Source organism: Micromonospora sp. M61, from assembly GCF_018070245.1.
GTDB lineage: Bacteria > Actinomycetota > Actinomycetes > Mycobacteriales > Micromonosporaceae > Micromonospora > Micromonospora zamorensis.
The window spans coordinates 1-24,800 of sequence record NZ_JAGPYA010000060.1 but is presented as its reverse complement, the minus strand read 5'-3'; the positions used below and the strand labels follow the sequence as shown (position 1 = coordinate 24,800).

23 protein-coding genes are annotated in these 24,800 nt (G+C 69.0%); 7 read left to right on the top strand and 16 right to left on the bottom strand.

The window, feature by feature from the left end; translation table 11 throughout:
* Positions 1-100: 100 nt before the first annotated feature.
* The 9 genes from rdgB to KBX34_RS26805 all read right to left on the bottom strand — a co-directional run bounded on the left by rdgB (position 101) and on the right by KBX34_RS26805 (position 6,922).
* On the bottom strand, positions 101-718 hold the full coding sequence (gene rdgB / locus KBX34_RS26845) for an RdgB/HAM1 family non-canonical purine NTP pyrophosphatase (RefSeq protein WP_099850934.1): 618 nt from the start codon (positions 716-718) through the stop codon (positions 101-103).
* Positions 719-770: 52 nt separating this feature from the next.
* Positions 771-1,496, bottom strand: a complete 726-nt coding sequence (gene rph / locus KBX34_RS26840; protein WP_088946438.1) for a ribonuclease PH — start codon at positions 1,494-1,496, stop codon at positions 771-773.
* 64 nt (positions 1,497-1,560) lie between these two features.
* Positions 1,561-2,304, bottom strand: coding sequence for an MBL fold metallo-hydrolase (locus KBX34_RS26835; RefSeq protein WP_088946437.1), 744 nt, complete (start codon positions 2,302-2,304; stop codon positions 1,561-1,563).
* Positions 2,305-2,528: 224 nt separating this feature from the next.
* Positions 2,529-3,494: a PLP-dependent cysteine synthase family protein gene (locus tag KBX34_RS26830; protein ID WP_210927682.1), complete on the bottom strand. Its 966-nt coding sequence runs from the start codon at positions 3,492-3,494 to the stop codon at positions 2,529-2,531.
* An 11-nt stretch (positions 3,495-3,505) separates the two neighbouring features.
* Positions 3,506-3,829 carry a MoaD family protein gene (locus KBX34_RS26825; RefSeq protein WP_210794543.1) on the bottom strand — a complete coding sequence of 108 codons (324 nt, stop codon included), beginning with the start codon at positions 3,827-3,829 and terminating at the stop codon, positions 3,506-3,508.
* Between the two features lie 65 nt (positions 3,830-3,894).
* The gene (locus tag KBX34_RS26820) at positions 3,895-4,383 is read right to left on the bottom strand and encodes a Mov34/MPN/PAD-1 family protein (RefSeq protein ID WP_088951494.1); all 489 of its coding nucleotides are present in this window, start codon (positions 4,381-4,383) and stop codon (positions 3,895-3,897) included.
* A gap of 52 nt (positions 4,384-4,435) precedes the next feature.
* A complete protein-coding gene (locus KBX34_RS26815) occupies positions 4,436-4,936 on the bottom strand; it encodes a DUF2017 domain-containing protein (protein WP_088946434.1) in 501 nt (166 codons plus the stop codon).
* Positions 4,933-5,223: an ATP-dependent Clp protease adapter ClpS gene (gene clpS / locus KBX34_RS26810; protein ID WP_088946433.1), complete on the bottom strand. Its 291-nt coding sequence runs from the start codon at positions 5,221-5,223 to the stop codon at positions 4,933-4,935. Before clpS ends, KBX34_RS26815 begins: the two co-directional genes overlap by 4 nt.
* 148 nt (positions 5,224-5,371) lie before the next feature.
* Complete coding sequence (locus KBX34_RS26805; protein ID WP_210794547.1) at positions 5,372-6,922, bottom strand: hypothetical protein; 1,551 nt, start codon at positions 6,920-6,922, stop codon at positions 5,372-5,374.
* Positions 6,923-7,118: 196 nt separating this feature from the next.
* On the opposite strand from KBX34_RS26805, the gene KBX34_RS26800 reads away from it, so the two are divergent.
* Genes KBX34_RS26800 through KBX34_RS26785 form a run of 4 tightly spaced genes read left to right on the top strand, consistent with a single transcriptional unit; the run spans position 7,119 to position 13,022 of the window.
* Positions 7,119-9,797, top strand: a complete 2,679-nt coding sequence (locus KBX34_RS26800) for a LuxR C-terminal-related transcriptional regulator (RefSeq protein ID WP_210794548.1) — start codon at positions 7,119-7,121, stop codon at positions 9,795-9,797.
* A gap of 16 nt (positions 9,798-9,813) precedes the next feature.
* Positions 9,814-11,100: a nicotinate phosphoribosyltransferase gene (locus KBX34_RS26795; RefSeq protein WP_088946430.1), complete on the top strand. Its 1,287-nt coding sequence runs from the start codon at positions 9,814-9,816 to the stop codon at positions 11,098-11,100.
* A gap of 49 nt (positions 11,101-11,149) precedes the next feature.
* Positions 11,150-11,731: an isochorismatase family protein gene (locus tag KBX34_RS26790; RefSeq protein WP_088946429.1), complete on the top strand. Its 582-nt coding sequence runs from the start codon at positions 11,150-11,152 to the stop codon at positions 11,729-11,731.
* A 40-nt stretch (positions 11,732-11,771) separates the two neighbouring features.
* Positions 11,772-13,022 (top strand): MFS transporter, encoded by a 1,251-nt coding sequence (locus KBX34_RS26785; protein ID WP_210794550.1) that lies wholly within the window; start codon positions 11,772-11,774, stop codon positions 13,020-13,022.
* 270 nt (positions 13,023-13,292) lie between these two features.
* On the opposite strand, the gene ctaD is transcribed toward KBX34_RS26785, so the two are convergent.
* Both ctaD and KBX34_RS26775 read right to left on the bottom strand, forming a co-directional pair.
* Positions 13,293-15,053: a cytochrome c oxidase subunit I gene (gene ctaD / locus KBX34_RS26780; RefSeq protein ID WP_088946427.1), complete on the bottom strand. Its 1,761-nt coding sequence runs from the start codon at positions 15,051-15,053 to the stop codon at positions 13,293-13,295.
* Between the two features lie 130 nt (positions 15,054-15,183).
* The gene (locus tag KBX34_RS26775; protein WP_210927680.1) at positions 15,184-16,290 is read right to left on the bottom strand and encodes an FAD-dependent monooxygenase; all 1,107 of its coding nucleotides are present in this window, start codon (positions 16,288-16,290) and stop codon (positions 15,184-15,186) included.
* A gap of 301 nt (positions 16,291-16,591) precedes the next feature.
* Between KBX34_RS26775 and KBX34_RS26770 the strand changes: the two genes are divergently transcribed.
* Positions 16,592-17,713, top strand: a complete 1,122-nt coding sequence (locus KBX34_RS26770) for a cellulose binding domain-containing protein (protein ID WP_210927673.1) — start codon at positions 16,592-16,594, stop codon at positions 17,711-17,713.
* An 86-nt stretch (positions 17,714-17,799) separates the two neighbouring features.
* Here KBX34_RS26770 and KBX34_RS26765 read toward each other — a convergent pair whose 3' ends face one another.
* Positions 17,800-18,408 carry a hypothetical protein gene (locus tag KBX34_RS26765; RefSeq protein WP_210927671.1) on the bottom strand — a complete coding sequence of 203 codons (609 nt, stop codon included), beginning with the start codon at positions 18,406-18,408 and terminating at the stop codon, positions 17,800-17,802.
* 141 nt (positions 18,409-18,549) lie between these two features.
* Positions 18,550-18,819 carry a hypothetical protein gene (locus KBX34_RS26760; RefSeq protein ID WP_210927669.1) on the bottom strand — a complete coding sequence of 90 codons (270 nt, stop codon included), beginning with the start codon at positions 18,817-18,819 and terminating at the stop codon, positions 18,550-18,552.
* Between the two features lie 320 nt (positions 18,820-19,139).
* Here KBX34_RS26760 and KBX34_RS26755 point away from each other — a divergent pair, with 320 nt between their 5' ends.
* On the top strand, positions 19,140-19,361 hold the full coding sequence (locus KBX34_RS26755; RefSeq protein ID WP_247672278.1) for a cellulose binding domain-containing protein: 222 nt from the start codon (positions 19,140-19,142) through the stop codon (positions 19,359-19,361).
* Positions 19,362-19,469: 108 nt separating this feature from the next.
* Here KBX34_RS26755 and KBX34_RS26750 read toward each other — a convergent pair whose 3' ends face one another.
* Both KBX34_RS26750 and KBX34_RS26745 read right to left on the bottom strand, forming a co-directional pair.
* Positions 19,470-19,916, bottom strand: a complete 447-nt coding sequence (locus KBX34_RS26750) for a hypothetical protein (protein ID WP_210927667.1) — start codon at positions 19,914-19,916, stop codon at positions 19,470-19,472.
* A 107-nt stretch (positions 19,917-20,023) separates the two neighbouring features.
* Entirely contained in the window at positions 20,024-20,518 is a 495-nt protein-coding gene (locus tag KBX34_RS26745) for a hypothetical protein (protein WP_210927665.1), read from the bottom strand.
* A 101-nt stretch (positions 20,519-20,619) separates the two neighbouring features.
* On the opposite strand from KBX34_RS26745, the gene KBX34_RS26740 reads away from it, so the two are divergent.
* On the top strand, positions 20,620-21,015 hold the full coding sequence (locus KBX34_RS26740) for a cellulose binding domain-containing protein (protein ID WP_307871504.1): 396 nt from the start codon (positions 20,620-20,622) through the stop codon (positions 21,013-21,015).
* 718 nt (positions 21,016-21,733) lie between these two features.
* Here KBX34_RS26740 and KBX34_RS26735 read toward each other — a convergent pair.
* Positions 21,734-24,800 (bottom strand): polymorphic toxin-type HINT domain-containing protein (locus tag KBX34_RS26735; protein WP_247672277.1); only part of this gene is annotated, 3,067 nt, incomplete at its 5' end.

Below are 24,800 nucleotides of genomic sequence, written 5' to 3'. Positions count from 1 at the left end.
CCGCGGGTCAGGCGGCGGACGGCAGCACCTGGTGCCCGTCAGGCGGCGGGCGGCAGAACCTCACGCCCGTCAGTTGGCGGGCGGCAGCACCCAGCGCCGGTCAGGCGGCCGGCGGCAGGACCTTGGCGATCAGCTTGGCCAGCTCGCGCAGCGCCTTGCCGCGGTGGCTGATGGCGTCCTTCTCCGCCGGGGTCAGCTCCGCGTTGGTCCGGTCCTGTCCGTCGCCCAGGAAGATCGGGTCGTAGCCGAACCCACCGTCGCCGCGCGGCGCGCGCAGCACCCGCCCGGACTGGCGGCCGTCGACCAGGTGCTCCTTGCCGCCGGGCAGCACCAACGCCACGGTGCAGACGAACGACGCCGCCCGCTGCTCGTCGGGCACGTCGCCGATCTGGTCCAGCACCAGCTGAAGGTTGGCCTGGTCGTCGCCGTGTCGGCCGGACCAGCGGGCGCTGAACACCCCCGGCATCCCGTTGAGCGCGTCGACCGCGAGGCCGGAGTCGTCGGCGATCGTCGGGAGCCCGGTCTGCCGGCACCCCTCCCGCGCCTTGATCAGCGCGTTCTCGCCGAAGGTAAGACCGGTCTCCGGCAGCTCCGCGTACTGCTCGACGTCGTCCAGCCCGAGCAGGGCGATCCGGTGCGCGCCGAGCGCGCCGTCCAGGATCCGCTGAAGCTCCACCAGCTTCTTGCGGTTACGGGTGGCGAGCAGGACCTTGTTCATGCTGAGACACCTTTGTTCGCGACTGCGGGGCTCGCAAGCTCACTCCTCACGCTCACCCGAGTGCCTTCCGCTGGGCTTCGGCCAACTCGGCGCAGCCGGCGACGGCCAGGTCGAGCAGGGCGTCGAGCTGGTCGCGGGCGAACACGCCCGCCTCACCGGTGCCCTGCACCTCGACGAAGTCGCCCGCGCCGGTGCACACCACGTTCATGTCCACCTCGGCGGCGACGTCCTCCTCGTAACAGAGGTCGAGCCGCGCCTCGCCGGCGATGATGCCCACGCTGACTGCGGCCACCGACCGGTGCATCACCTTCTCCGGCTTACCCGCCAACGACTTCCGGGCGGCGAGCCAGCCCACCGCGTCGTGCAGCGCGACGTACGCGCCGGTGATCGCCGCCGTGCGGGTGCCACCGTCGGCCTGGAGCACGTCGCAGTCCAGCACGATCGAGTTCTCGCCGAGAGCCTTGAGGTCGATGCTGGCCCGCAGGCTGCGGCCGATCAGCCGGGAGATCTCGTGGGTGCGACCACCGACCCGGCCCTTGACGCTCTCCCGGTCGGAGCGGGTGTTGGTGGCCCGCGGCAGCATCGCGTACTCGGCGGTCACCCAGCCGAGCCCGGAGCCCTTACGCCAACGGGGCACCCCCTCGGTGACGCTCGCCGTGCAGAGCACCCGGGTGCCGCCGAACTCGACGAGCACCGAGCCCTCCGGATGGGTGCTCCAGCCTCGGGTCAGGGTCACCGGTCGGAGTTGAGAGGGCCCTCGCCCGTCAGGTCGCGCCATACCTGCACCCTATGCGGTGCGACCCTCCACCTCCGCCGGGGTGTCCCCGGCAAGGCGCGGGAGGTCAGACGTCGTAACTCGCGCCGGGCCGGACCACGTCGATCGGTCCGGTGTACGCGGCGGCGGCCGACTCCAACGTGTGCGCCTCGCTGCCCCAGGCCGCGACCAGGTGGGTGAGCAGCAGCCGACCCACCGCGGCCTTGGTCGCCGTCTCGCCGGCCTCCCGGCCGGTCAGGTGCAGATCCGGTGGGTTGTCCACCCCGTCGAGATAGCTGGCCTCGCAGAGGAAGACGTCGGCGTTCTGGGCCAGCCGCAGCAACGCGTCGCAGGACGCCGTGTCCGACGAGTAGCACAGGGACCGACCGTCGTGCTCCAGCCGCACCCCGTACGTCTCCACCGGGTGGTTGACCCGGTCGACGGTGACAGTGAACGGGCCGATCGGGAAGGTGCCCGGCTGAAGGGCGTAGAACTGGTACACGTCCTCCACGGTGCCCTCGTCGCCGTAGGCGGCACTGAGCCGGTCCGGTGCGCCGGAGGGCGCGTACACCGGAAGTGCCGGGTAGGGGCCGTCCGGGGCGTACCGGCGGACCACCACATACGTCACGGCGTCGAGGATGTGGTCACAGTGCAGGTGGGTCAGCAGGATCGCGTCCGGGGCGTGCAGCCCGGCGTATCGCTGGAGGCTGGACAGCGACCCGGAGCCGAAGTCGACCAGGAGCCGGAAACCGTCGGCCTCGACAAGGTAGGCCGAGCACGGTGACTCCGGGCCGGGAAAGCTGCCGGCGCAGCCGAGGACGGTCAGTCGCATCGAGTTGTCTCGCTGTCACTGTCAGTAGCATCCGTGGCGGCCGCAGTCCCAGCCATGATCTCTACCGACGCGTGCGTCACGCTGCGCAGCCTACGCCGGGGTGCCCGGCAGCAAGAATGATCCAACCGAAGTTGTCACGAACGTGACACCTGCTCACGGTGCCGTGGACAAGGCACGGGCCGCCGACGCGGATCGGCGGCCCGTGCCCGGGAAGACCACGTCGGTCAGGCCCAGAGCTGCCCCTCCAGGGCGTCCTCGGCATCCGACAGCGTGCCCCCGTACGCGCCGGTGGACAGGTACTTCCATCCGCCGTCGCAGACCACGAAAGCCACGTCGGCGCGCCGGCCGTCGCGGACCGCCTCGTGCGCCACCGCGAGCGCGGCGTGCAGGATGGCCCCGGTGGAGAACCCGGCGAAGATGCCCTCCACCTCCACGAGCTGCCGGGTACGCAGCACCGCGTCCCGGGTGCCGACCGAGAACCGCCGGGAGAGCACCGAGGCGTCGTACAACTCCGGCACGTACCCCTCGTCGATGTTGCGCAGGCCGTAGACCACCTCGCCGTACCTCGGCTCGGCGGCCACGACCTGAATGCCGTCGACCTTCTCCCGCAGGTAGCGTCCGGTGCCCATCAGCGTGCCGGTGGTGCCCAGCCCAGCCACGAAGTGCGTGATGGTGGGCAGGTCGTGCAGCAGTTCCGGCCCGGTCGTCTCGTAGTGCGCCCGGGCGTTGGCCTCATTGCCGTACTGGTAGAGCATCACCCAGTCGGGGTGCTCGGCGGCGATCTGCTTGGCGGTGGCGACCGCCTGGTTGGAACCACCCGCCGCCGGCGAGAAAATGATCTCGGCGCCGTACATCCGGAGCAGTTGGACCCGCTCCGTGGAGACGTTCTCGGGCATCACGCAGACCAGTCGGTAACCGCGCAGCTTGGCCACCATCGCCAACGAGATGCCGGTGTTGCCACTGGTCGGTTCGAGGATGGTGTCACCGGTGCGGAGCCGGCCGGCCTCCTCCGCCGCACGGACCATGAACAGCGCCGCGCGATCCTTGATGCTGCCGGTCGGGTTCCGATCCTCCAGCTTGGCCCAGAGCCGCACCGGCGGCGCCCCGTCGGGCACCGTCGGCGAGAGCCGGGGCAGGCCGACGAGCGGCGTACCCCCGCAGGCGTCCAGCAGACTGTCGTACCGCGCCATGGCGGACGACCTCAGCGGGCGCTGTGCGAGCTGATCGCCGCAGCCGCGGCGAAGCCGAACGCGCCGCCGGCCACGGCCGGCAGGATGGTCACGCTGTCGCCGTCGGAGAGCTTGGCGTCCAGCGCACCGAGGAAGCGGACGTCCTCGTCGTTGACGTAGACGTTGACGAAGCGGTGCAACGTGCCGGTCTCGGTGATCAGCCGGCCGCGCAGACCGCCGTGGCGGGAGTCCAGGTCGGTGAGCAGATCGGCAAGGGTGTCGCCGCTGCCGTCGACGACCTTGGCGCCGCCGGTGTAGCTGCGCAGGATGGTGGGGATGCGAACCTCAATGGCCATGATGTCGAGCTCCTCGATCGGGTGTGCCTACGGTGACGGGACGAACGGGTGCGGGCGCTGACGGGTCAGCGGTCGGAACACTCGTAGTCGACCGTCGCCGGGCTCTGCCCGAACATGTAGGACTGGACCGCATGCGGGTCGACGCCCGCCTCCACGACCTGGACCGGCTCCTCGGCCACCACACCGTCGACGATCCGGAAGGACCGGATCTCCTCCGAGTCGGGCTCGCGGGTCGAGACGAGCAGGTAGTGCGCGCCCGGCTCGCCTGCGAAGGAGACATCCGTCCGTGACGGGTATGCCTCGGTGGCGGTGTGCGAGTGGTAGATGATCACGGGCTCCTCGTCCCGGTCGTCCATCTCCCGCCACACCCGCAGGTGCTCCATCGAGTCGAACTCGTAGAAGGTCATCGACCGCGCGGCATTGTCCATCGGGATGTGCCGGGTGGGGGTGTCGCTGCCGACGGGGCCAGCGACGACGCCGCACGCCTCGTCGGGGTGGTCCCGCCGCGCGTGGGCGACGATCGCGTCGATGATCGACCGGTCGATGCTCAGCACGAGCACCAGCCTAACGCCTGATGAGCACGGGCCGAAGTGGTGCCGGTCACGCTTAGTCGATCAAGGCGTTGAGCAGCGACTCCTGCAAATATCCGAGGTACGCGTAGACCGACAGTTGGAACACCCTGCTGGAGGCCGGATCCTCGGCGACCGCGTCGTCCAGCTCTTCGCCCAGGTCCGTGCCGTCCTTGATCTCCAGCCGGACGCCCATCGCGAGCCGGGCGTCGTTCAACGCCCGCAGCCACGCCTCGGCCGCCTCGGCGTCCAGCCGCACCTCACCGCCGGCCTCGTCGGGAAGCGCGGCGAGGATCGCCCCGGCCTGATCGATCTTCGCGGTCTTCAGGTCGCCCTCGGTGTAGCGGCGGAACTCGGCGGTGCCTGGGGCGTCCTTGGGATAGACCGCCGGGAAGAGCCGACCGACGACCGGGTCGGTGTGGTCGAAGCCATCGGTCAGCAGGCCGACCACCTCGGAGGCCACCTTGCGCAACACCCGAACCTCGTCGACGGCGAAGGTGGCGACATAGCGGCCGGACTGGCGACGGAACATGCTCATGATCTGTCCACCGTCGCCCACAGCCCGTACGCGTGCAGCTGCGACGCGTCGTGCTCCATCCGCTCCCGGGCACCGGTGGAGACCACGGCCCGGCCCTTGTGGTGCACGTCCAGCATCAGCTGCTCGGCCCTCTCCCGGCTGTAGCCGAAAAGCTTCTGGAAGACCCAGGTCACGTACGTCATCAGATTGACCGGGTCGTCCCACACGATCGTCACCCACTGCCGGTCGGACGCCGGCACCTCGTCAGTGTCCGGCGTCTCGACCGGTGCAACCTGCGGAGCCGCCATGCCCCCCATCGTGCCACCGGTTTCCCGGAACCGAGGAACCGGAACGCCGGCCCGGCGTGGATCGCCCACCCCGGGCACCCCTGACTCGCCCCGAACGCCGTCGGGCGCGCGGTGCAAGGCGGACCCCAACCGAAGGGTCGCCACGCCGTCAGGCGAGCAGGATGCCGTGATCGACTGCATCGGAGAGCACCGCGCCCAGCGAGAGGCGGATCACCTCGAACCGTCGGGAGATCTCCCGGGACAAACCCAGCTCGACCTCCCGCACCGCCCGCTGGGACCAGGCCCGCGCCGCGCTGTGGTCGTTGTTGCCGGGCGTACGCCACTGCTGCCAGCAACCACCGGAGAGCGCCACGGCGACCGGCGGGAGCACCTCGGAACGGGCCGCCGCCGGGTAGCTGGACAGGGCGTCGATCGCCTCCGGGCCGGTCAGCCCGGCGACCCCGGCTGTGCTGGTGATCAGCAGCACCTTGTCCAGGTCCTGGCCGGGCCGGTCGTCGACCAGGCCGTACTGCACGGCGGTGGCGATCCGCCGGTGCACGCCTTCGGTCGGCGGCGCGCCGAGCACCCGGCTCGCGGCGTCGGTGATGATGCCGCGCACGGCCTGGTCGCACTGAGCCGTGGCCAACAACGACAACGCCGCCATCTCCCGGTCGAGGAGATCCGGGAGGCCAGCACAGCCGACCCCGAACACGATCTCCTGGACCGCCCGCAGGTGGATGTTCGCCAGCTCCAGGGCGAGGTGCTGGCGGATCCGCTGAGCGCACGAGCGGGTCTGCCGGTCGAGCCGCTCGGACCAGTCGCCGGGGTCGGCGGCCACCGCGATCCGGTCGTGCTGACCCGGCAGCACCGGCGGGTTGACACTGGCCCGTTGCAACCCTTCCCGCGACGACCAGCCCACCAGGGCCCGCCGCAGATCGGCGGCGGAGTCGGCGTCGTCGACCGGGAACCACCGCGCGCCGGCCAGCGCCGGCACCGCCGCCAGCAGCGCCGCCCGGTGTGCCGCGATGGTCACCGCAGCCGGGGTGGCTTCCGTCGCTCCGCTCCCGGCTGGCGGGACGGACGCCCCCGCGTCCTCCGTAGTCGCCGCGCCGTCGGCCAGCGGGGCCCAGCCCGCCGCGCCGGGGGTGACCGCGAAGACGACCTCCACCGAGGTCGGGGCGACCTCGGCGAGCAGGTTCAGCTCCGTGGCGGTGAACGCCTGGTCGGCGGCGATCACGAAGAGCAGCGCACCGGCACGGCCGACCGCTTCGAGCAGCACCCGGTTGCCGGCCGCGCCGAGCGTGGCGGTGTCCGGAACGTCGATCAGGGTGAAGTGCCGCAGCAGCGGCTCGGGCACGCTCAGCTCGACCCGCCGGGGCGGACGGGCCAACGCCGGACCGGCGGCGTCCCGGTCCGCGCCGTACGAGTGCGGTTGACGGTAACCGGGCACGAACGCCGCCCGGGTGGGCACCTTGGCATTGCGCACCACCAACCAGCTGCCCGCCGGCACGGTGAGCATCACCGGGTCGAGCTTGAGCAGGGTGGCGAGCACGGCGCGCCGCTCGGCACCGGCCGGGCCGACGGCGACCACGCCGAGCGGCTCCTCCGGTGCGGGACCGGTGACGCCGACCCGCGTGGGCAGCGGGCCGCAACTGGGCAGGTCGGTCGGGCCGGTCATGTCGTCCGGCGAATCGACCGAGGGGAGAGGGCCCTGCTTCATCAGGTGCCTCCCGTTGCAGGTGACCGGTTGCCCGGTCGCGTGAACATTCCAGTGGAGCAACCCCCGGATGTCGAAGACTACGGGCGAGCCGACGACCGGGCGGAACACCTCCGATACTCACCGGTAATTGTGCCGCTACTCAACTTCGTTCGGTGACGGTGCGGGCGCGCACGGAATTCATCGATATGCTGCCCGGATGAGTCGATGGGAGTTCGTCGGCCGAACAGATGAGCTCAACCGCCTGCTCGCGGCGGTGACCGGTGAGGCTGGCCGGGGGCTCTTCTTCAGCGGCAGCGCTGGCATCGGCAAGAGCCGGTTGCTGCGTGAGGGCGTGAACGCGTTGCCCACCGACCGGTTCGCGATCTGGTCCATCGCGGCCAGTGCCACCACCGCCGCGCTGCCGTTCGGCGGGCTGGTGCAGGTGCTCCCCGCCGAGCAACCCCAGGGCCTCTCCCCCGCCGGCATCCTGCGCTGGGCGCTCAACCTGCTGCAACAGCAGGCGGCCGGCCGACGCATCGTGCTCGCCATCGACGACGCCCACCTTCTCGATCCGCCCTCGGCGGCGCTGGTGCACCTCGTCGCCCGCGCGGAGAACGCCACAGTGCTCGGCACCCTGCGCGACGGCGAGCAGATCCCGCTGCCGATCCGTGCACTCTGGACCGACGATCTGGTCGAGCACGTCGAGCTGACCCCGATGCCACCGGAGGAGACCGCAGGCCTGCTGGCGGCCATCCTGGAGGGCCCGGTCGACGCCGGCTCCGCCGACCGGCTCGGCCAGCTGTCGGCCGGCAACCCGCTGCTGCTGCGCGAGCTGGTGCACGCCGCCACCGGCAGCGCGGAGCTGAAGCGCACCTACGGCATCTGGAAGTGGACCGGCCGACTGGAGCTGGCGCCGAGCCTGACCGATCTGATCGACACCCGGGTGGGCAAGCTCACCGACGGCGTCCGCGCGGTCGTCGAGCTGGTGGCGTTCGGCGAACCACTCGGTCTGCACCTGCTCAAGCAGGCCGCCGACCAGGCAGACGTGGAGACCGCCGAGGAACGCGGTCTGATCAGCGTGATCCAGCACGACCGGCGGACCAACGTCCGGCTGGCCCACCCGCTCTACGGCGAGGTGATGCGTCGCCGCTGCCCGGTCAGCCGCACCCGCCGCCTTCAGGCGCACCTCGCGGAGCTGCTGGAGCAGGTCGGCAAGCGCCGACGCGACGACCTGCTGCGGGTGGCCGTCTGGCGACTCGACTCGGGCACCGCACAGGACCCGGCCATGCTGCTCGATGCCGCGGTGCAGGCCTTCACCCGCTACGACGTGCCGCTGGCCACCCGCCTGGCGCGCGCCGCGCTCAACGCCGACGGCGGCTCCGACGCGGCAGAGCTGCTGGCCACCATCCTGATGTTCGCCGACCGGCCGGAGGAGGCGATCGGCGTCCTCGACGCGGTGCCACCCGAGCCCGGCGACGAACGACGACTCTGCCGCTGGCTGACAGTGCGCGGGATGGTGAGCTACTGGGGGTTGAGCCGCCAGTCCACGGTGGATGAGCTCGCCAGCCGGGTCAAGCAGCTCGGTGACTCCGCGGACCAGTCCCGGGTGCACGCCTTCGAGGCGATCATGCGCCTGCACGGGCTCGACACGACGAAGGCGGTGCGGCTCAGCCAACGCGTACTGGACCGGCCGGCAGCCGGCGTCGCCGCCCGCGAGCTGGCCCGATCCACCATCGCGTACGTCCAGGCCGCACAGGGCCAGCTCAACCGCAGCGGTACGGCGATCGCCCAGGTGCACTCCGCCGCGGGCAGTTGGCGCACCGACATGCCGTACCTGCAGTTGGCACTGGAACTGGCCCGGGGCACCAGGCTCATGCTCACCGGTGACCTGGCCGGGATCGACGCGATCGTCGCCGACGAGTTCGCCGACCTCGCCGGTGCCGGCGACTTCCGGCTCGGCACCGGCTACCTGGCCATCCTCCAGGCGTACGCGGCCCGGATGCGTGGGCAGAGCGACGCGGCCATGCGGACCTCCCTGGGTGCCTGCGCGGTGCTGGCCACCAGCCGGGTCTACGCCGGTCTGGCCCAGGCCGAGCGCGCCCAGTCGGCGGCCCTGCGCGGCGACTCGGCGCAGGCCACCGCGGCGATGGCCGAAGCGGACCGCACCCACGCGCCGGGCATGGCGGTGCTCTACCCGTGGCTGGAGCAGGCCCGGGGCGCGGCGCTCGCCGCATCGGGCGACCTGCCGGGCGCGGTCAAGCACCTCGGCGACCTGGTCGACCGCCTGCGATCGGATGGTTTCGCCGGGCACGAGGTGCACGTCCTGCACGACCTGGTGCGGCTGGACCAGGCGGGCATGCCGGTCGGTCCCACCTGCTCCGACGGTGGTCGCCGCACAGTCGCGCAGCGCCTCGCCGAGCTGTCCGAACGGGTCGACGGGGCGCTTCCGCCGCTGCTGGCCCGGCACGCCCACGCGGCGGTGACCGACTCCGCCACCGATCTGCTCGCGGTCGCCGACGACTATGCCGCGTTGGAGCTGACCGTGTTCGCGGCGGAGGCCACCTCCCAGGCCGTTCAGCGGTTGCGCCGGCAGCACTCGCCCGCGGCCAACGATGCCCGGGAGCGCCTGGCCGGGCTGCTCGGGCGTTGTGACCTGATCCGCACACCGGCACTGCAGGCGGGCGCGCCGGTGCTCACCGAGCGGGAGTGGCAGGTGGCGCGCCTCGCCGCGCACGGCGCACCCAGCCGGGCCATCGCCGAGCGGCTCTACCTCTCGGCGCGCACCGTGGAAAATCACCTTCAGCGCATCTACGCCAAGCTCGGCGTGACCGGTCGCGCCGAGCTGTGGGCCGCGCTGCGCTCGATCCCGGGCCACGAGGGCGGCGACGCGGGCTGAACCTTAGGCTGGGGCGGTGAGCACCCACCGCCCCGCGCTGCTGACCGACCACTACGAGCTGACGATGGTCAGCGCGGCACTGAAGGACGGCACCGCCGACCGCCGGTGTGTCTTCGAGGTGTTCAGTCGCCGGCTGCCGAGTGGCCGCCGCTACGGCGTGGTCGCCGGCACCGCCCGGCTCATCGAGCTGATCCGCGACTTCCGGTTCGACCCCACCGAGGTCGACTTCCTGCTGCGGACCGGGGTGGTCGACGACGCGGCCGCGGCCTGGCTCACCGACTACCGCTTCACCGGCGACATCGACGGGTACGCCGAGGGTGAGCTGTTCTTTCCGGGCTCGCCGATCCTCACCGTCTCCGGCGGCTTCGCCGAGTGCGTGGTGCTGGAGACGGTGGCGCTCTCCGTGCTCAACCACGACTGCGCCGTGGCGGCAGCGGCGGCGCGGATGGTGACCGCGGCGCGGGGCCGGGCGCTGATCGAGATGGGGTCGCGTCGGGCGCACGAGGAGGCGGCGGTGGCCGCGGCGCGGGCCGCGTACCTGGCCGGGTTCCGGTTCACCTCCAATCTCGCCGCCGGTGAGCGCTACGGCATCCCGACGGCGGGCACGGCGGCGCACGCGTTCACCCTGCTGCACGACGACGAGCGGGCGGCGTTCGCCTCGCAGGTCGCCACGCTGGGCAAGGACACCACGCTGCTGGTCGACACGTACGACATCAGCCAGGGCATCCGCAACGCGATCGCGGTGGCCGGGCCGGAGCTGCGGGCGGTACGGATCGACTCGGGTGACCTGGCGGTGATCGCCCAGCAGTCTCGTGAGCTGCTCGACTCGCTGGGCGCCACCGAAACCAAGATCATTGTTTCCGGTGACCTCGACGAGTACTCGATCGCCGCGCTGGCCGCCGAACCGGTGGACATGTACGGCGCCGGCACGGCCGTGGTCACCGGCTCCGGTGCGCCGACCGCCGGGCTGGTCTACAAGCTCGTCGAGGTCGAGGGACGCCCGGTGGTGAAGCGCTCCGAGCACAAGGCCACCATCGGCGGCCGGAAGGTCGCGGTCCGCCGCCACAAGCCGACCGGCACCGCCACCGAGGAGATCATCGTCCCGCAGGGTGTGCCGGACCGGAAGCCCAACGACCGGATGCTCCAGCGCTCGTACGTGGTGGGGGGCGAGCCGGTCTCGCTACCCTCTCTCGACGAGTCACGGGAGCACCTGCGCGAGTGCCTGATCTCCATCCCGTGGGAGGGGCTGAAGCTCTCGGCCGGCGACCCGGCGGTGCCGGTCACCGTCGTACCCTCCGACTGACCTCGACCCAGATCGCCCGCACCGGCCGGATCACGAGAGGAACCCCCGAATGGCCAACGCTCTGATCATCGTGGACGTGCAGAACGACTTCTGCGAGGGCGGCTCACTGGCCGTCGCGGGCGGCGCGGGGGTGGCCTCGGGCATCTCCCGGCTGCTGGCCTCCGAGCCGGACCGGTGGTCCCACGTGGTCGCCACCAAGGACTACCACGTCGACCCGGGTGCGCACTTCGGCGATCCGCCGGACTTCGTGGAGTCCTGGCCCCGGCACTGTGTGGTCGGCACCAGCGGCTCCGAGTTCCACCCCGAGCTGGACACCGGCCGGGTCGAGGCGATCTTCCACAAGGGCGAGCACGCGGCGGCGTACTCCGGTTTCGAGGGGCATGCCGACGACGGCGAGTGCCTGGCCGACTGGCTGCGCCGGCACGACGTCGATCAGGTCGACGTGGTCGGCATCGCGACCGACCACTGCGTCCGGGCGACCGCGCTGGACGCCGCCCGGGAGGGCTTCGCCACCACCGTGCTGCTCGAGTTGACCGCCGCCGTCGCTCCGGCGACCACCGACGTGGCGCTGCGCGCGATGGACGGCGCCGGGGTGACCCTGCACGGCGAGCCTGTGATCAGGGCCGCATGAGGGCGTAATTGGTTGGCCATCGGGCCGCCTCCGGTCGAGGATGTCGCCGGAGGTACGGACCCACGTGAACATGAAGCCTTACCGGCAAGCGCTCGCCCTGCCCGGCCTGCGGTCGCTGCTGCTGGTCGCCGTCCTTGCCCGCATCCCGCTCACCGCGACCGGGGTGACGCTGACCTTCCACGTGGTGTTCGATCTTGATCGCGGTTACGGGGCCGCCGGTCTGGTGGGCGCGGCCGTCACAGTGGGCGCGGCGATCGGTGGGCCAGTGCTCGGCCGACTGGTGGACCGTCGCGGCCTGCGCCCGGTCCTGGTGGTCACCGGCATCGCCGAGGCGATCTTCTGGTCCACCGCGCCCACGCTGCCGTACCCCCTGCTGCTGCCGGCCGCCTTCGTGGCCGGCTCCCTGGCCCTGCCCATCTTCTCCGTGGTCCGTCAGTCCATCGCTGCGCTGGTCCCGGAGGCTCAGCGCCGCCCGGCGTACGCGCTGGACTCCATGTCGGTCGAGCTGTCCTTCATGATCGGGCCGGCCCTGGCGGTGGCCCTGGTCACCGCGATCTCCGCGCAGACCACCATGTACCTGGTCGGCGGCGGCATCGTCGCCGCCGGGATCGCCCTGTGGGTGGTCAACCCACCGATCCGGGGAGCCGCCGAGCCCAGCGGCCCACCTCGGCGGGTGCCTCGCCGGGAGTGGCTGACCCCCCGACTGCTCGCCGTGCTGGCGCTCAGCGCCGCCGCGACCCTGGTGCTCGGCGGCACCGACGTGGCGGTGGTCGCCGTGCTGCGCGCCAGCGGCGAGGTCGGCTGGACCGGCGCGGTGCTGGCCATCTGGGCGGTCGCCTCGCTGTTCGGCGGGTTCGCCTACGGGGCCGTGCACCGCTCGTTCTCCCCGTTGGCGCTGACCGCCGCACTCGCCCTGTGCACCATCCCGGTCGGGCTGGGCGGTGCGCACTGGTGGCTGCTGTGCCTGGCGCTGATCCCGGCTGGCGCGCTCTGCGCGCCGACCATCGCGGCCGGCTCCGACGCGGTCAGCCGCCTGGTCCCAGCCGAGGTACGCGGTGAGGCGATGGGCCTGCACGGGTCGGCGGTCACCGTCGGCATCGCGATCGGCGCGCCGCTCGCCGGCGCGGTGATCGACGCCAGCTCGCCACTCTGGGGCTTCGTGGTCACCGGAGCGCTCGGCGCGCTGGTCACCCTCGTGGTGCTTCCGATCGAGCTACGCCGCCGCCGCACCGCTGACGCGGCCAACCCCGCGCAGTCCGTCGAGGCCGACCTCGCCCCCACCGCCCGCTGACGGCTGCACCCACGCTGTCGACAGCGGGGGTCGGGGGCCGGGCTGGCTGGGCGTGCCGCGGTAGCGGACCAGTCGGGTGTCCGCCGGGCTTCCGACCGGCATGCATGCTGAAGAGCGTGATGCCTGTGAGTCATCTTGATGACTCACAGGCATCAGGCACACAGCCCCGTCGGAGCCAGACCGGTCGAGCCGAGCCCGGCCGGACATGGCGACGGGCGCCGCTCCCGGTGGTCCCGGGGGGCGGCGCCCGTCGTACAGCTGGGTTGAGCGTCAGTGCCGGTCGATGTCGCTGCCGGTGTCCTCGCGGTAGCTGGCACCGCCGTCCGACTCACTGGTGAGCGGCTTGGAGCCGCCCTCCGGCGGGCCGGCCAGGCTCTGGCCGCCAGCGGCCAGTTCCGGGAACTTCTCGTCGAACGCCGGCCGCTCGGAACGGATGCGGGGCATCCGGTCGAAGTTGCGCAGCGGCGGCGGGCTGCTGGTCGCCCACTCCAGCGAGTTGCCGTGACCCCAGGGGTCGTTCACCTCGACCACCGGGCCGGTCTTGTACGACTTCCAGCAGTTGTAGATGAAGGGCAGCGTGGAGATACCGGTGATGAACGCACCGATCGTGGAGATCATGTTCAGCGTGGTGAAGCCGTCGCTGGGCAGGTAGTCGGCGTACCGACGGGGCATGCCCTCGTTGCCGAGCCAGTGCTGCACCAGGAACGTGGTGTGGAAGCCGATCATGGTGAGCCAGAAGTGAATCTTGCCCAGCCGCTCGTCGAGCATCCGGCCGAACATCTTCGGGAACCAGAAGTAGATGCCGGCGAACACCGCGAACACGATCGTGCCGAAGAGCACGTAGTGGAAGTGCGCCACCACGAAGTACGAGTCCGACACGTGGAAGTCGATCGGCGGGCTGGCCAGCAGCACACCGGTGAGACCACCGAAGAGGAAGGTGACCAGGAAGCCGACCGCCCAGAGCATGGGCGTCTCGAAGCTGATCTGGCCCCGCCACATGGTGCCGATCCAGTTGAAGAACTTCATACCGGTCGGCACGGCGATCAGGTAGCTCAGGAAGCTGAAGAACGGCAGCAGCACCTGACCGGTGGCGAACATGTGGTGCGCCCAGACGCTCATCGAGAGCGCGGCGATCGCGACGGTCGCGGCGACCAGACCCTTGTAGCCGAAGATCGGCTTGCGGGAGAAGACCGGGATGACCTCGCTGATGATGCCGAAGAACGGCAGCGCGACGATGTAGACCTCGGGGTGCCCGAAGAACCAGAACAGGTGCTGCCAGAGCATCGGCCCGCCGGTTGCGGGGTCGTACACGTGGGCGCCGAGGATGCGGTCTGCGGCGAGCGCGAACAGCGCGGCGGCCAGCAGCGGGAAGACCAGGATCACCAGGAGGCTGGTGACCAGGATGTTCCACGTGAAGATCGGCATCCGGAACATGGTCATGCCGGGCGCGCGCAGGGTCAGCACCGTGGTGATCATGTTCACCGCGCCGAGGATGGTGCCCAGGCCGGAGATGGCCAGACCCATGACCCACATGTTGGCCCCGACGCCGGGCGAGTGCTCGACGCTGCTCAGCGGCGCGTACGCGAACCAGCCGAAGTCAGCGGCACCACCCGGGGTGATGAAACCGGCCGTCGCCATCGTGCCGCCGAACAGGAACAGCCAGTAGGCGAAGCTGTTCAGTCGGGGGAAGGAGACGTCGGGTGCGCCGATCTGGATCGGCACGATGTAGTTCGCGAACGCGAACACGATCGGTGTCGCGAAGAACAGCAACATGATCGTGCCGTGCATCGTGAAGAGCTGGTTGTACTGCTCGGGCGACAGGAACTGCAGCCCGGGTCGGGCCAGCTCAGCCCGCATGATCAGGGCCATCAGGCCGCCGATCATGAAGAACGCGAACGCGGTGACCATATACATGATCCCGATTTGCTTCGCGTCCGTGGTTCGCAGCAGCCGCGCGATGGCCGACCCCTTGACCGGCTCCCGGACCGGCCAGGGCCGGGTCACGACCGGCTTGGGTGCGACGGTGGTCACGAGTGGCCTCCGGTTCTCGGTTGTCCCGCTCGGCACACGCTGGTTATCGGCGGGCCGTCATCCGCAAGGAGGATAGTCCCCGGCAGGTCGCAGCGCCGCGTGGGGTGGCGTGACACGATCTACTACGGGCCTACAGCGGGCCGAGCAAGAGCCGGTAGTGCTCCCCGAAGATCCGGCCGCCGCGTCCGCGCAGCAGGGGGTCGCGCAGCGCCGGCGGCACGTCCCTGGTGCGGTTGCGGTCCCGGGTCCGGTCGCGCACCCAGCGCGTACGCGGCCGGCGACGACTCTCGTACGCGACCAGGGCCGCGTCCACGCTGCCGGCGGCACGCAGCGACTCGGCCAGCACCACGGCGTCCTCCAGTGCCATCGCCGCGCCCTGGGACAGGGTCGGCGCGGTGGCGTGCGCGGCGTCACCGATCAGCAGGACGCGACCCCGGTACCAGCGGCCCAGCTCCACCTCGTCGGTGATCCCGACGTGCACCTCGTCGAGCGCCGCCAACACCTCGGGCACCGGGCCGCGGTAGTCGGCAAAGAGTTCGCGCAGCCGGGACAGTGGCTCGGCCGGCTCCTCGGTGCCGGCCTCGTCGGCGTACAGGTGCAGTCGCCCGGCACCGATCGGCACCATCAGGAACCCGGAGCGCTGGCCGAGCAGGGCGGTCCACTCGGCGACCGGCGGGCCGTCGCGGAGCACGGCCCGGTAGACCACCTGCCCGACGGGGCGCGGCGGCCCACCGAGCGCGGCGAGGGCCCGCACCGAGGAGCGCGGCCCGTCGGCGCCGATGACCAGGTCGTACTCGGTGGTGGTGCCGTCGATGAAGGTGACGCCGACGGCGCCCGGAAGCAGGTCCAGGGTGCGGACCTCGGCGCCGTGGCGGACGGCGCCGCCGGCGCCGCTGAGCAGCACCCGGTGCAGGTCCGCCCGGGGCAGTGCCCGGCATTCGCCGACGCCGGCCCAGAGGGTGTCGAGGTCGACGTCGCAGAGCTTCGCACCAGCGGCATCGAAGAAGTGCTGCCGGTGGATCACCTGCCCGAGTGGACGGACCGGGTCGTGCAGATCGAGACGGTGCAGCGCGCGGGCGGCGTTGCCGGGCAGGTAGAGGCCGGTCTCGGTGGACTCCCCGGGCGGCAGCCTGTCGGTGACGTCCGGCCGGAAGCCCGCCAGGCGTAGCGCCCGGGCCACGGCCAGGCCGGCGATGCCCGCGCCGACGACGAGGATGCGCAGGGGGGAGCCACCCATGGTGGTGTACGCCTCCGGAGGGGGAGCGGAACGCGTTGGAGGCAACACGCTACTCGGAGCTATTCGCCCACACCAGGCCCCAATCGGCCGGCTCGGCGGCGCTCGTCGGCGGCGCGCGCCGCTTAGCTGGCCGTCGAGCGGCAGCCGTCCGGGGGGGTGGTGGCAATCCTCACAATTCACCAGTTTGACGCGCGCGGTTGCGGATGAGTTTCAGACATGTGAATGTGTCATTGAGCGTGGGAGCGCTCCCGCACAGCCCCACCACATCCGGCGCCCGGCACGCGCCGAGTCAAGGAGCGTCATGAAACGTCAACTTCGGGCCCTGGCCGCCGCCGGGCTCCTCCTCACCAGCTCACTGGTGGCCGTGGCCCTCGGCGGCAACGCCTCCGCCGACACCCTGATCTGTGAGCAGTACGGCTCGACCACCATCCAGGGTCGCTACGTGGTGCAGAACAACCGCTGGGGCACCACCGCCCAGCAGTGCATCAACGTCACCGGCAGCGGCTTCGAGATCACCACCCTGAACGGCAGCAGCCCCACCAACGGCGCACCGACTGCGTACCCCTCGGTGTTCTTCGGTTGTCACTACACCAACTGCTCCCCCGGCACGAACCTGCCGATCCAGGTGAGTCAGATCAGCAGTGCCACCAGCAGCATCTCCTACCGGTACGTCAGTGGCGCCACCTACAACGCGTCGTACGACATCTGGCTGGACCCGTCACCCAAGCGGGACGGGGTGAACCAGATGGAGATCATGATCTGGCTCAACAGGCAGGGCCCGATCCAGCCCATCGGCTCGGTGGTCGGTACGACGAATCTGGCCGGTCGGACCTGGGAAGTCTGGCGGGGCAGCAACGGCTCCAACAACGTCATCTCGTACGTCGCGCCGTCGGCGATCTCCAGCTTGAACTTCAGCGTGCTGGACTTCATCAACGACGTCCGTAACCGGGGCGCGATCACCAACTCCTGGTACCTGACCAGCATCCAGGCCGGCTTCGAGCCCTGGCAGGGCGGCGTCGGCCTGGCGGTGACGTCGTTCTCGGCCTCGGTCAACGGCGGCGGCAACCCCACCACCCCGCCGCCGACCACCCCGCCGCCGGGCAATGCGGCCTGCGCGGTGAAGTACACGGCGAACTCGTGGAACAACGGGTTCACGGCCGACGTGCAGATCACCAACACCGGGTCCAGCGCGATCAACGGCTGGACGCTGAACTACTCGCTGCCCAGCGGGCAGACCGTCACCAACGCGTGGAACGCCACGGTCAGCCAGAGCGGCTCCGCGGTGACCGCCCGCAACGCCAGCCACAACGGGGCGGTCGCACCCGGCGGCACGGCCAGCTTCGGCTACCAGGGGACGCTGAGCGGGTCGTACTCGTCCCCGACCAGCTTCTCGCTCAACGGGGCCACCTGCTCGCGCGCCTGAGCAGTATCCCAACCGACAGCGAGGGGCGTGACCATCTGGTCACGCCCCTCGCATTGTGCCCGCCACCCGCGCTCTCCTCGACGCGCTTATCCCAGTACCGTCGGTCGGATGACCTCCGCCTCCTCGACCAACTCCCTGTACGTCACGAGGTCAATCTCCTGCAGGGAGAGTCGGGCCGCGGCTGAGTGCAGGAAAGTGACAGCCCGGTCGAGCTGCACCTGGAATTCATTTCCCCCGACTGGCCCAGGAGAGGATTCGACGTCATAGCCCTGGACGTCCAGCGAAACCACCAGTGGGTTGATCACATACTGAACCCAGATCGGTTTGACATCGCGGTCGCCCAGTGTTGATGCCGCAACCAACGCCGCGTCAACACAGGTGAGCGCGTCCTGCGCGTAGGTACTCCAGGGTGAATCGAGTTCGTGCCCATTCGGCCCAGCCGCAAGGATGCGCTGCCGGAGCTCACGGTGATCGCCCCGAGAGGGCCCACCCTCGACGAACCCCGACACCAGATCGAGGGCTATCCGAGCCGCAGGAAAGGTCCATCTACCCGACGTCCGCCGCTCGACCTCGTCCAGCAGGGGGACCAACGCCTCGGCACATGCCCCGAACAGCGCTGCCTTCGAACGCATCGGAAGCGACTCGACAGAGAGAGCAAGCTCTTCGACTGTCGAGTCAAGATCGAAGTTTGCCATCAGTTGTGCTCAATCCTCAGGTCTTCGCCCCGCATTGCTGAGGTGCGCCTTCGTAGTTCGACGACGGTGAGGTGCCACTCGCCGCTGTGTTGGGCCGACCGGCGGTGGTCTTCGATGTCTCTGCCGCTGGTGGCCGCCGCCTCAGTACGGGCGCCGGATCCCTCGCTCCGAAAGCGTCGTTTCGTAGAAGCCGAGGAAGCGCTCTGCCTCGCCGACGGCGTCGTCGAGCTCGTCGAGAGCTGCGGGGGCGCCGGGGTCATGGCGCAGTAGACGAGCCGCCTCCTCCAGCTGCATCAACAGGGCAGCGAACGTATCGCCCTGCAGACAGATGCCGGGAAACGCCCTACCCACCAGCTGTACGACGGCACAGTTGGTGCCACGGGACAGCACCTGCGCTTGCTCCTGACTCATCTGGGCAGAATCGCAGAATCGCTCGAAGGTCGCCCAAGGGAGGTCTCCTAACCCGCTGACCGACGTAAGGAGGTCGGTAGGGCTGCCAGCGCAACCCTAGGTGATCATGCCGTGCCGCAACCCCGCCGACGGCGCGATCCACCTGCCGAAGCAGCGGCAACGAGAAGATCTGCAGCGGTCCGAAGGACTGACCTAGATGCATATGCGTGGCATCCATCCCCATTACCTGGAGCCAAGGGGATGCTGTGCCGTAGCGGCGACGACCTCCGCTTCATCGGCGACGTGCAGATCACCAACACCGGGTCCAGCCCGATCAGCGGTTGGACGCTGACCTACAGCTGCCCAGTGGGCAGCAGGTCACCAACTCGTGGAACGCCACGGTCAGCCAGAGCGGCTCAACGGTGACCGTCCGCAACGCCGGCTACAACGGGTCCCTTGCACCTGGCAGCACGGCCAACTTCGGCTACGAGGGGACGCTGAACGGGCCGTACTCGTCCCCGACCAACTTCTCGCTCAACGGGGCCACCTGCTCAAGGAGCTGAGGGCGACGTGAAGACTGCGGGGTGAGCCAAATTTGCTTTCACCCGCAGTCTTCACTGCACGCGTCTATTAGTAGTCGGCGTTGACGCAATGTCAGTCTCGACTACAAATCAACGACCCTTGGACCGCTGATATCGCAGGAATTCCCGGGCCTCATTGACTGCAGATTCCGAAGCCTTGGAATGCCCATCCACTGAAGCAAGCAGGTCTAGCCAACGACCGACATCCGGTGGGTTGGTGTTGAGCACGCGGTTCACCATCCACGCACCCAACGCGGTCGGCTTCCGCCGCATCGACTCCCAAAGGTAAGGGAGATGCAGAGGTCCCGCACTTTCGAGAGCATGCACGACTGGCCCCGGGGCGCCAATATCTGAGCCATCAAGCCGCTCAAGGAAGGCGAAGAGCGGCGGAGCAAACGCCTGAATGTCGAAGTGATCCACGAGACGGTCACACACCTCACCCAGGCGGCCCCACCCCGCGCTACTCTCGTTGCCGAGATCGAAGTCCGCCGGCCCAAGCGCCTGCAGCTCCGCGATCAATCCTTCGAACTCATCCACTCCGCCGCCCTCCAATCAGACTAGCTAGATATCACAGAGATTTTGTCCAGGGAATTGTGAATCGGTCTGAATCTTCATCTCAGCTTGCGCCACCGGCGGCGCATTCCTTATTCAGTCACCGCTCCTCGGTAGCCCAGACTCTCACGCAAAAGTGTCAGGATCGTGGCGCAGAAGGCGTCCTCGATCGGAGCGGCATGGGTGACCAGCGTAAACGCCGTCGCCTCCGGCATAGCCAGTTCGACCTCGGTCCATCCTGACAGCGGACCGTCGTCCAGGCCACCGTCGCCGGCAACGTCTACCTCTACCACCAGACTTCGGTGAATCTCATAGAAGAGTGCGACTGGCCCGGAGCCGTCCGACATCGGGGCATATCCGCCCTTCTCCCAATGCTCGTCCATCGCCCCGTCGCGGGCGAACGTCAGTTCGCCATGAGCGGGAAAGCTGGTGGCGTCGGCGAGATCGGTAGCCGTCGTCCCCTTGCCATCGTCGAAGCCGATGAGGGCGGACGGCCACAGCCGCCGCATGCCATGGACAAACGCGGCCACGGATGGCCGCCCGTCGAAAGGCACCATAATGAGCGTGTCCACTCCAGTGATCTCCACGCACTCTCCTGTCATGTTGTCCGACCGGGCGCCCGCCTCGGCGCCGCCGGCCGACAGAAGCTTTTCGTAACCCCACGCAGCTGCTTCACAGCGGCATGGCCGTGACGTCGTTCTCGACCGCGGTCAACGGCGGCGGCAACCCCACCACCCCGCCGCCGACCACCCCGCCGCCGGGCAATGCGGCCTGCGCGGTGAAGTACACGGCGAACTCGTGGAACAACGGGTTCACGGCCGACGTGCAGATCACCAACACCGGGTCCAGCGCGATCAACGGGTGGACGCTCACCTACAGCCTTCCCAGTGGGCAGCAGGTCACCAACGCCTGGAACGCCACGGTGAGTCAGAGCGGGTCGACGGTGACCGCTCGCAACACCGGCCACAACGGGGCGGTCGCACCCGGCGGCACGGCCAGCTTCGGCTATCAGGGGACGCTGAGCGGGTCGTACTCATCCCCGACCAGCTTCTCGCTCAACGGGGCCACCTGCTCCCGCACCTGAGCACGACTGGCGGCATCCATTGACGTTGTCCGGAGGCCCGGCGTTGCCTAGTTCGAGAGGCCGCGCCGGGCGTCTGCAACCGTCCCCTCAACGACGATTCTGCCCACAACGAGCACAACGATTTTCGCCGAGCGGAACCAACGTCCACTGACATCGCCGTCGGCTCTCGCCGTTGGACCTCGAGAGGCCCCGCCAGGACACCTGACGGGGCCTCTCGACTGCGCACACAAGGGATGCAACCCAACGGAAGGCCCCTCTCATGCCTCCATGAGAGACAGGCGAGATTCAGTGATAGATCCTCGCCCGGTCCTCCAGCGTCAGGAAGCCGCCTCCCCCTCTTCCCGCAACAAGATCTGCACCTTCGACGGAAACTGCGGGTCATCCACCATCACGGAGCAGACCGCAGATCGACGGAACCCCAAGAATTGCATCCGAGCATAGTTGTTCGGGTCGTGCAATATGAACCATCCAGACGGACACGGGAGCGACACTTCGAAGAGTTTCGCAGGAAGCGTCGAGGGAGGGACGGCCTTCCATACCTCGCATTCGACAGGACCATCGACGCCGGCCTGAACACCGAAGATGAGCGAACTACCCTCTTGATACCAGGTGCTCGACGCCGGATCCCAGTCGCTGACGTCATCAGCACTCCCTGCATCCTGCAAGATCAGGCATCCATGCTCGATCTTTGCAAGAAACGCAACCACAGGGCTACGAGCTACCATTCCTTCGCACTCTTCTCTTGTACAAGTTGTGAGACGACCCCACCCTGCCTCCTAGCGCAGGGTAGGCAATGAGGATAAGCCGTCTGGGGGGAGTCGAGAGTGATCAGACTAGTTGGGGGCTGGTGGTCCGGGATCCAGTCCCCCTCCTTAGTGCCGGGGGTCCTTGCGTCGCAGGTGTGGCAGCCATGGGCGTTTCCTGATTCATTGATCAAATCTCGAACGCCGTCTGCTTCAATATCACCATTAACCAGGGCAACGCCCTCACGGGCATTCGGACCAGCACCCAGCGTAAGATCACACTTCTGACCAGGTGTTGCATTATGAACAAGTACTGGAGAGACCCCTGCCAGTACATAGTACGTGTGGATGTCGTCGACCGTCAGGTTGTACACGGTCTCCTGGGTCATCCACCGCGCGATTGCGGCGACTTGAACATGGGTGCCCGCCGAAGTGCGGAGCCACTGGCCAACCTGCAGGTTCGCAGCGTCCACCCATTCGTGCAGTTCGGGCACCCAGAACGGATGTCCATCCGTGGCTACCACGCTGCCGGAACTGTTTTCCTCCCCGGCAGGGCGGACTGCAATCCGAACTAGGCTCTTGTCTCCTGAGCCGATGATGGTTGCTACCACCTGCTTGGCGACGGTGCCGCCAGTCAGCACGTCGGTGGCTAGGACAACCTGACCAGCCTTGATGTCCTCAATCGGCTTCCGCGTACCGTCGGCCATGAGGACCAGAGTTCCAGGGATGAAACTGTTACATGACTTGCTTAACTTGAGGAAGTCTTTGACGCCACTGACCAGATCTCCGAGAAGATTCTTGGATCTGCTTGCAAGCCTGGCAGCCTTCTCCCACTTCCAAGGCGCCCCGTAGCGTGCGGCGAGTTTGCCCAGTGCGCCACCGAGGGCGGCGCTGGCGACGTTGAGGGCGGTGTTGAGACAGCCGCCCATGTCTCCCTTCATGAAGCAGTCCAGGGCATCGGTGATGCCCAGCTCGTCCATCATGATCTTGGCGAGAGCCTTGGCAGCGTTCAGCAACTTCTGCTTTGCCCGTGCGATACGCGCTTGGCGCTCCTTCTCCGCTGCGGCCGCAGCCGCCCGAGCCTTGTCCGCCTCGCTCGCCCGAGGATTGTTCCAGACGTTCTTCGTCGGCTCGTCCGGGTCGTACGCGCCCGAGCAGCCACCACAACCGTCGTTGTGTCCCTTGACGTCGTGGTAGTTGCCGTACATGTCCTCGTAGTCGGCACCGGGACCGCAGGCGTCGTCGGAGCACGCCTTGAGGCCGTCGGGGTCAGAGAACGAGATCGGGTTGTTGTTGGCGTACGCGTACCCGTGCATCTGCTGCGGGTCAGTGTTGTCGATGATCGGGTCGACGGAGATGAACCGGCCGGTGACCGGGTCATACTCGCGGGCACCGATGTTCACCAGGCCGGTGGTCGAGTCCTGGTTACCGTTGACGAAACCCTTCTCCGTCGGCCATTGCCCAGGTGTTGGCGGCGTGCCACGGCTCTCACCGAACGGCGTGGTCCGCCGGTGCACGATGCCGCCGTTCTCGTCGACCGTCGCCTGGCCCGTGCCGTGATGGTCGGAGGCGACGTAGTGCAGGCCGTTGAGCTTGCGGACGATCGTGCCGCCGCCCGGCAGGGGGTAGTAGCGGGTGCCGTCTGTCGCCTTGGTGGTGTGGTCGAGCCGGATCTCCATGCCCGGCAGGTAGAGGGTGGTGGCGTTCGGCTCCTTGCGGAGCATCCGGGAGCCGTCGACGTCGTACAGGAAGCTGGTCTTTTTACCTGCGGCGTCGGTGACAGACTCGAGGTTGCCCTCGACGTCCCACTTCAGGGTCTGGTCCTCGCCGACCTTGGTGCGACGTGTCGTGTTGCCGGCGGCGTCGTAGCCGTACTCGTGGAGCTTCGACCCCGCAGACGTCGTCTCGGTCATCGAGCGCAGGGTGTGCGGCTGCGGCTGGCCCGCGGCCGGGTAGGTGTAGGCCCGCTCCTTGATTGAGGTGCCGTTGGCGGCGAACTGCGACTCGGTCTTGCGGTTGCCCACCACGTCGTAGGTGTAGGCGTGGTGGTACGGAGCCACACCACCCACACCCGTGCTCGACGGACCTCCGGCGCACGGGTCGGTGGCGGTGCTCGCCGACGTCCAGGCCCGCTCCATGCGGCGCAGGTAGTCGTAGGTGAAGCACTGCACGTCCCGGGTACCCGAGGGCGTGTCGGCGATCTGGGTGATGTTCCCGGACGCGTCGTAACTGTATTGGGCGTCGATGTCGATGACCGGGGCACCGCTGCGATCCAACCGCTGGTTGGTGAGGCGCTTGGAGCCCTGCTCGTACCCGTAGGTCGACCAGACCTTGTTGTCGCCGAGCTTCGCCTCGGTCTGGATGACCTCACTGGTGGCCGAGTAGTCGACGTCGGTCAGGTACGGCACGGCGCCCTCGGTCGCGGTCAGCCGCTCCATAGCGTCGTAGGTGTAGGCGATGCTCTCGATCGGCAAGCCACCACCGCCGGACATACCCGTCGCTCGTACGGTGCCGTCCTCGTTGTACTCCGCCGCGAAGCTGTAGAACCCCGCGAGTTCGGTGCCGGCGTGCGCGGGCACCTGGTAATCGGTCTTGTGCGGCCGGTAGAACACGTCGTAGCCGGTGTAGTACGTGGCGTACTCGGCCCCGTCGATCAACCGGCTCGTCATCGAGAGCGTCCCGAGCCTCTGAATGTCGTACATCCAGCTACTGAGGAGCGTGCCGGTCTCGGCGGTCCCCTTGTAGCTGGCCGTCCTCCGTCCGATCGCGTCGTAGGTGGTGCTGATCGTCTGCTGCACACCATTTGTGGTGCTGGTGAGCCGGTCCAGATTGTCGTAGGTCATCGTCGACGTACCCGCATCCGGGTCGATCGACTTGACCTTCCGACCGAGCTGGTCGTACTCGTGCTTCCAGACGTTGCCGGCGGGGTCGGTGACCGTCGCGAGCTGGCCGGAGCGGTTGTAGGTGTAGGACGTCTTGTCGGAAGCGCCCGACGGCTCAGCGCCCTTGTACTGCAGCAGCTGCGTCGTCTGCCCGATCGCG